Raw genomic sequence first — 6,369 nt, 5'->3', positions numbered from 1 at the left:
GCGCAAGTACGTCCAGTACGAGCCGCGGCCCTCCGCCTTGCGATGCACCACACCGGACGCCGCAACCCGGCAAACCTTCCCGGCCACAGCACTAGGCCGTCTCTTCCGGATCTTGTCGGTGTCGGACCGCCCGCGCCCGGTCAGTCGAAGACCGAGGCGCAGGTGGTCCGTTCGGCGTGGGCCGGGTCGAGGGCGTTGACCGCCTCGTGCCAGGCGATCCGGTCGGTGAGCCCGATGGCGACGTGCTCCGAGAGGTCCACGAGGCACAGGTCCTGGAGCACGACGTTGCGTACGTTCGGTCCGTCCAGGAAGGCGCTCCGGTACGGCGTCACCACCTCGTCGTACTTGGTCGCGATGACCGTGTACTTCACTCCGGGCACGGTGTCGCCGCCCTCGTTCAGCTTCTGCTGGAAGGCGGATCCGGCGATCTGGTCGGCGAGGCCCGGAGTCGCGGTGCTGATCAGGTCCTCGGCCCCGGGGAAGTACGGGAGGAGCTTGGTGAATCCGAGCAGGGTGGTGCCGTGGTTGTCGGGGGCGAGCCCGACCAGCGCGTTCACCTTCGAGGCACCGCCGAGGAACTTCAGGTAGTAGCGCGGCATCATGCCGCCCTGCGAGTGCCCGATGATGTCGGTCTTGGCGGAGCCGGTGGCGGTGAGCACCCGGTCGACGAAGACGTCGAGCTGTCCGGCGGACTTGTCGATGGGGCCGAGCCCGTTGAAGAAGGGCACGCCGGGCAGTTGACCGTAGTCGAGCGAGTAGACGCAGTACCCGCGGTGCACGAGGTACGGCGCGAGGCCGAGCCAGTTGTCGACGGAGTTGCCGAAGGTGCCGTGGACGAGCACCACGGGGCGCGGGTGCGCGGCGGACGGCTTGCAGGACCAGTTGTTCCAGCCGCTGCTGGGGGCGGACGCCGCCTGCGCTGCGCCGGTGGGGGCGACGAGTGCGGCGGCGGTGAGGGTGAGGGCGGCGAGTGGGCGGAGCAGGCGTCTCCAGGGCAGCATCGGGTGATCTCCTCGCGGGTGACTCAAGGGGATGAGTGTGGGGGTTCGTCCCGTGATCCGGATCACAAGGGGGAGCTGCTGCCGCTAAATTACGGGTGAGTAGCAACACAGGGAAGTTACGCGTCAGTAAAAACTCGCGCGCCACCCGGTCGGCTGCCTGTACTGCGGTGGACGGGTCGCCGGACGGTCGCCGGACGGTCGCCGGACGGCCCCTCAGGCGGCCAGCGTGCCGCGGGCGATGGCGTGCGGCCCGAAGCGGGCGCGGACCCGGTCCGTGACGGCCTCCAGGCGGCGGGCCTTCTCGTCCTCGGGGTCAAGGCTGAGCTGCTGTGTGGCCCGTTCGGCCGAGGTCAGGTCCTCGGCGCGCAGGGACAGCGCGCGGACCCGGGCCCGCTGCAGGCCGAGGCCCGCGTAGAGGGCGTAGGCCGTGGCGGTCAGGGCGGCCGAGTGCGCGGTGGGCTCGGCCAGGGTGCGCGTCCGGGTGAGCGTGGTGCGGTCGGCGCAGCGGACGGTGAGCGAGAGGGCACGGCAGACCTGTCCCCGGCCCTGCTCTTGTGTACGAAGCTTCGCGCCGAGCTCCTCCGTCAGCGAGAGCAGCGCCCGCCGGTGCCGTGCGGGATCCAGCTCGTCCAGGTCGAAGAGCCGCTCGGCGGCGACGGCGCGGGCGGCAGCGCCCGGCCGGACGGGAGTCCGGTCGATCCCGAGGGCGCGCTCGTGCACCTCGCGGCCGAGCCGGGCGCCGAGGATCCGCCGCAGGGCGGCGGGCGGGGCGGCGGCGACCCGGCCGACGGAATCGAGGCCGTAGGAGCACAGGGTGCGGGCGGCCTTCGGTCCGACCCCGTCGAGGGCGGTGACGGGCTTGCCCGCCAGGAACTCCCGTACGGCCGCGGGCTCCCCGGGGATCACCAGGGTCTGCCCGGGCCCAGCCTCGCGGGCCGCCGCCCGGGCCAGCATGGGGTTGCCTGCCACGCCGACGGCGGCGTCCACGCCGTACAGGGCGAGGGCCCGGACCCGGACCAGGGCGGCCAGCCGGGTGGCGTCGCAGTCGAAGTACCGCAGCGCGCCCCGGACCTCGGCGAGGACCGTGTCGGGCGGCACGGCCTGCACGGCCGGGGTGATGCCCCCGAGCAGCGCGAGCATCCCGGCGTACTCCCGGGCCCCGAGCGGCCCCCCGTCGGCGGGGTACGGGCGCAGGCACATCACGACCCGCTCGGCGGTGGTCATCCCGCGCTCCCCGGGCTGGAGTGCCACAGCTTGCGGCCGGTCGCGGGGCCGGTGCCCGGCGGCTGGAGGTCGGCCCAGGGGTTCATCTCGTAGCCCGTGGACATGCGGATCCTGCGGCCGGAACCCTGCGGGCCCTTCGCCGCCGGTTCTCCGTCGGCGCCGCCGACGCCGTCGGCCGAGCCGGTCCCCGGGGCGGCCGGCTCGGCGAGGCGGGCCGCGACCGCGTCCAGGCCGCCCGCCGCCCGCAGTTCCACCAGCTCCGCCAGGTTCCACGCCGCCGCGCCGACCACGCTCAGGCTCTGCGGGCCCCGCCGCTGCACGACACCTCGTACCAGCAGCAGGAAGGAGTGGAAGACGGTGTGCGCGCAGCGTTCGTGGCTGTCGTCGAAGAAGGCCAGGTCGACCAGGCCCGTCCCGTCGTCCAGCGTCGTGAAGATGACCCGCTTCCCGGAGCGGATCGGCGGAGTCTGGGTGGCCGCCTTGGCCCCCGCGACCAGCACGGTCTGCCCGTGCTCGGTGTCGCGCAGCCGGCGCGCCGGGATCACTCCCAGTTCGGCCAGGAAGGCGTGGTGGTCCCCCATCAGGTGCCGCGAGGCGTCCATGCCGAGGACGCCCAGCTCGGCGCTGAGCCGTTCCGCCTCGGTCAGGTCGGGCAGCCCGACGGATGCCGTGGACCGGCCTCCCTCCAGGGGGAGTTGGGGACCGCGTACGCCTGCGGCCCGCTGCGCGCCGTGCAGTTCGGACACGTGCAGCAGCAGGTCCCGCCGGTTGGCGCCGAAGGCGTCCAACGCGCCGACCTGCGCGAGCCGTTCGGCCACCGGTCGGCCCGGGTGGGCCCGGTCCCAGAAGTCGCGCAGGGAGGCGTACGGCTGTCCGGCCTCGATCCGGTCGGCCTCGGCCCCGCTGATGCCGTGGACGTCGGACAGCCCGAGCCGCAGCCCCCACACCCCCCTCTCATCGGACACCAGTTCGATACGATGGGCGGCCGCCGACCGGTTCACGTCCAGCGGCAGCACCGGCACACCCCGCCGCCGCGCGTCCGCCAGCAGCAGCCGCTTCGGGTACATCCCCGGGTCGTGGGTGAGCAGCCCGGCGTAGAAGGCCGCCGGATGATGCGCCTTCAGCCAGGCCGACTGGTAGGTGGGCACCGCGAAGGCCACCGCGTGCGCCTTGCAGAAGCCGTACGAGCCGAAGGCCTCCACGATCTCCCAGGTCCGGCCGATCACCTCCACCGGATAGCCGCGCTCGGCCGCCTTCGCCGCGAACCAGACCTTGATCCGCGGCTGCGACTGCGGGTCGGACAGCCCGCGCCGCACCCGGTCCGCCTCGTCCCGCCCGCAGCCGGTCATGACGTGCACGATCTCGATGATCTGCTCGTGGAAGACCACCACCCCGTACGTCTCGCGCAACGCGTCGGCCAGGTCCGGATGGGGGAAGCGGACCGGGGCCCGCCCGTGCCGGGCCTCGATGAAGGGACGCACCATGTCTGCGGCCACCGGTCCCGGCCGGAAGAGGGAGATGTCGACGACCAGGTCGTGGAAGGTCGTCGGCTGGAGCCGCCCCACCAGGTCCCGCTGGCCCGGCGATTCGATCTGGAAACAGCCCAGGGTCTCGGCCGAGCGGATCAGCTCGTAGGTGGCCCTGTCCCCCGGCGGCACCTGCGCCGGATCGTCCAGGTCGAGCTCCCGCCCCGTGCCGCGGCGGATCTCCGCGACCGCGTGCGCCATCGCGGACTGCATCCGCACGCCCAGCACGTCCAGCTTGAGCAGCCCGAGCTCCTCCACGTCGTCCTTGTCGAACTGGGACATGGGAAAGCCCTCGCCGCTGGTGGGCACCACCGGCGTACGGGCCAGCAGCGAGTCGTCGGAGAGCAGCACCCCGCACGGGTGCATGGCGACCCCGCGCGGCAGTGCGTCCAGCGACTCGACGAGCTCCCACAACCGGCCGTACGACTCCCCGCGTACGTCACGCAGTTCGGGGAGCTCCTCCAGCGCGGCGCGGGCGTCGCGGGCCCGGATGTGCGGAAAGGCCTTGGCGAGCCGGTCGGTCACGGCGGGGTCCATGGACAGGGCGGCGCCGACGTCGCGTATGGCATGCCGGACTCGGTAGGTCTCGGGCATGGAGACGGTGGCGACGCGCTCGGTGCCGAACCGGTCCATGATCCGCCGGTAGACCTCCAGCCGGCGGGCGGATTCCACGTCGATGTCGATGTCGGGCAGGACGCGCCGCCGCGTGGAGAGGAAGCGCTCCATCAGCAGGCCGTGGGCGACGGGGTCGGCGTGCGCGATCCCGAGCAGGTGGTTGACGAGGGAGCCGGCGCCGGATCCGCGGGCGGCCACCCGGATTCCCATCTCCCGTACGTCGTCCACCACTTGGGCGACCGTCAGGAAATATGAGGCGAAGCCGTGGTAGGCGATGATGTCGAGCTCCTGGTGCATCCGCTCCCAGTACGCGCGGTCGCCCGCGTACCCGCGCAGCACCATGCCCGCCGAGGCCCGGGAAGTGAGGACCCGCTGGGCGCTGCGGTGGGCGGCGCCGACGAGCCGGGCCTCGGGGAAGTGCACGGAACCCACGCCGAGGTCGTCCTCGGGGTCCACGGAACAGGCCTCGGCGGTACGCCGGGTCTCCGCGAGCAGGCGCCTGGCATCTGCGGGGCGCAGGCCGGCCGCCTGTGCGATCCGGTCGGCGGCCTCGGCCATGGCGGCGGGGCCCTTGAGCCAGCGCTCGCCGCTGTCGAGCGGGTACGCGGGGTTGCGGGGATCGATGGGGACCAGGCGGCGGGCCGCGTCCAGGATGTCGGCGACCGGGCCCTGGCCGGGGTCGGCGTAGCGGACGGCGTTGGTCAGCACGGCCGGAACGCCCTGCTCGACGGCGAAGCCGACGGTACGGGCGGCCAGCCGGAGCGAACCGGGCCCGGTGCCGGTGCGGCCGTGATGGACGGCCTCCAGACGCAGGGAGTCGCCGTAGATCTCCCGCCAGGGTGCGAGCAGCCGGGCGGCCCGGTCGGGACGGCCCGCGGTGAGCGCCCGCCCCACCTCGGAGCCGGGCCCGAGCAGGACGAAGACTCCCTCCCCGCGCAGGGCCCCCCAGGGCACCAGCGGAACCTCGGCGGCCCCCGCGTGGGCGGCGGTGACCATCCGGCACAGCTCGGCCCACCCGGCGGCCCCGTCCCGGGCCAGGAAGACGGCCCGCGCGGCGGACTCGTCCACGAAGGCCCCGCCCTTGACGGGGGTGCGCCGCCGGTACGAAGCCTCGCCGGCCCCGTCGCCCACGGCGGATCCGGTCGGGCCCCCCGACCCGGCCGGGCCCGTCGCGGGCGAGCCGGCGGGCGAGACCGCCATGTCCACTCCGAACAACGGCCGGATGCCCGCCTGCGCGCACGCCTTCGCGAACCGCACCGCGCCCGCGAGGGTGTCGCGGTCGGTCAGGGCGAGGGCGTCCATGCCCCGCTCGGCGGCACGCTCCGCCAGCCGCTCCGGGTGTGAGCCTCCGTAGCGCATGGAGAACCCCGAAACGGTGTGCAGATGCGTAAACCCAGGCACCCGCGGCCTCCTGCTTCGCTCGAATGAACACCTCCCCCGCTCTCCACCATAGAGCAATTCGAATATTCGTGCGAAACACTTGTTCGATCACCCAGGACCACGGATCCGGCCGGTGCCCTGCGGGCGGCTCGGCGGTGTGGAGTGCGGCTTTGCGGTGCCCCTGCGGGGTGCTCGGCGGTGGGCAGTGCGGCTTTTGCCCCTGCCGGGCCGGGTGCGGGTGCGGCCCGGCTCGGTGGTGCCCCCCTGCGGGGTGCTCGGCGGGTTGTGCAGTGCGGCTCTGCCCCTGCCGGGCCGGGGCGCGGTGCGGCCGGGCTCGGCGGTGCCCCTGCGGGGTGCTCGGCGGGTTGTGCAGTGCGGCTCTGCCCCTGCCGGGCCGGGGCGCCTCAATCGCTGGCGGGGCCGGGTGCGGTGCGGGCGGCTCGGTGGTGTGCGGCGGGGCCGGACTCCGTGCCGGGTAGCCCTGCGGGCGGCTCGGTGGCGTGTCGTGCGCCCGGACTCCGTGCCGGGCTCCGCCCCGACCCCGGCGGGCCCCACGCCGCGCCGCGCCGGGACGCGGCCCGCGGGCTGACCGGTGAGGGCCTGCTCCTCCCCTACGGGCGCGC

3 protein-coding genes are annotated in these 6,369 nt (G+C 74.2%); all 3 read right to left on the bottom strand.

Features of this window, described 5'->3' with window-relative positions; all coding sequences use genetic code 11:
- Positions 1-140: 140 nt before the first annotated feature.
- Positions 141-1,001, bottom strand: coding sequence for an esterase/lipase family protein (locus ACWGIU_RS26200; RefSeq protein WP_453709691.1), 861 nt, complete (start codon positions 999-1,001; stop codon positions 141-143).
- A gap of 213 nt (positions 1,002-1,214) precedes the next feature.
- Positions 1,215-2,225 carry a DNA polymerase Y family protein gene (locus ACWGIU_RS26195; RefSeq protein ID WP_453709689.1) on the bottom strand — a complete coding sequence of 337 codons (1,011 nt, stop codon included), beginning with the start codon at positions 2,223-2,225 and terminating at the stop codon, positions 1,215-1,217.
- Positions 2,222-5,767 (bottom strand): DNA polymerase III subunit alpha, encoded by a 3,546-nt coding sequence (locus ACWGIU_RS26190; RefSeq protein WP_453709687.1) that lies wholly within the window; start codon positions 5,765-5,767, stop codon positions 2,222-2,224. Before ACWGIU_RS26190 ends, ACWGIU_RS26195 begins: the two co-directional genes overlap by 4 nt.
- Between the last annotated feature and the right edge of the window lie 602 nt (positions 5,768-6,369).

The sequence above is a fragment of the Streptomyces sp. NPDC054840 genome (assembly GCF_053611065.1).
The sequence above is the reverse complement of the archived record's forward strand: the minus strand, read 5'-3'. Positions and strand labels throughout refer to the sequence as shown.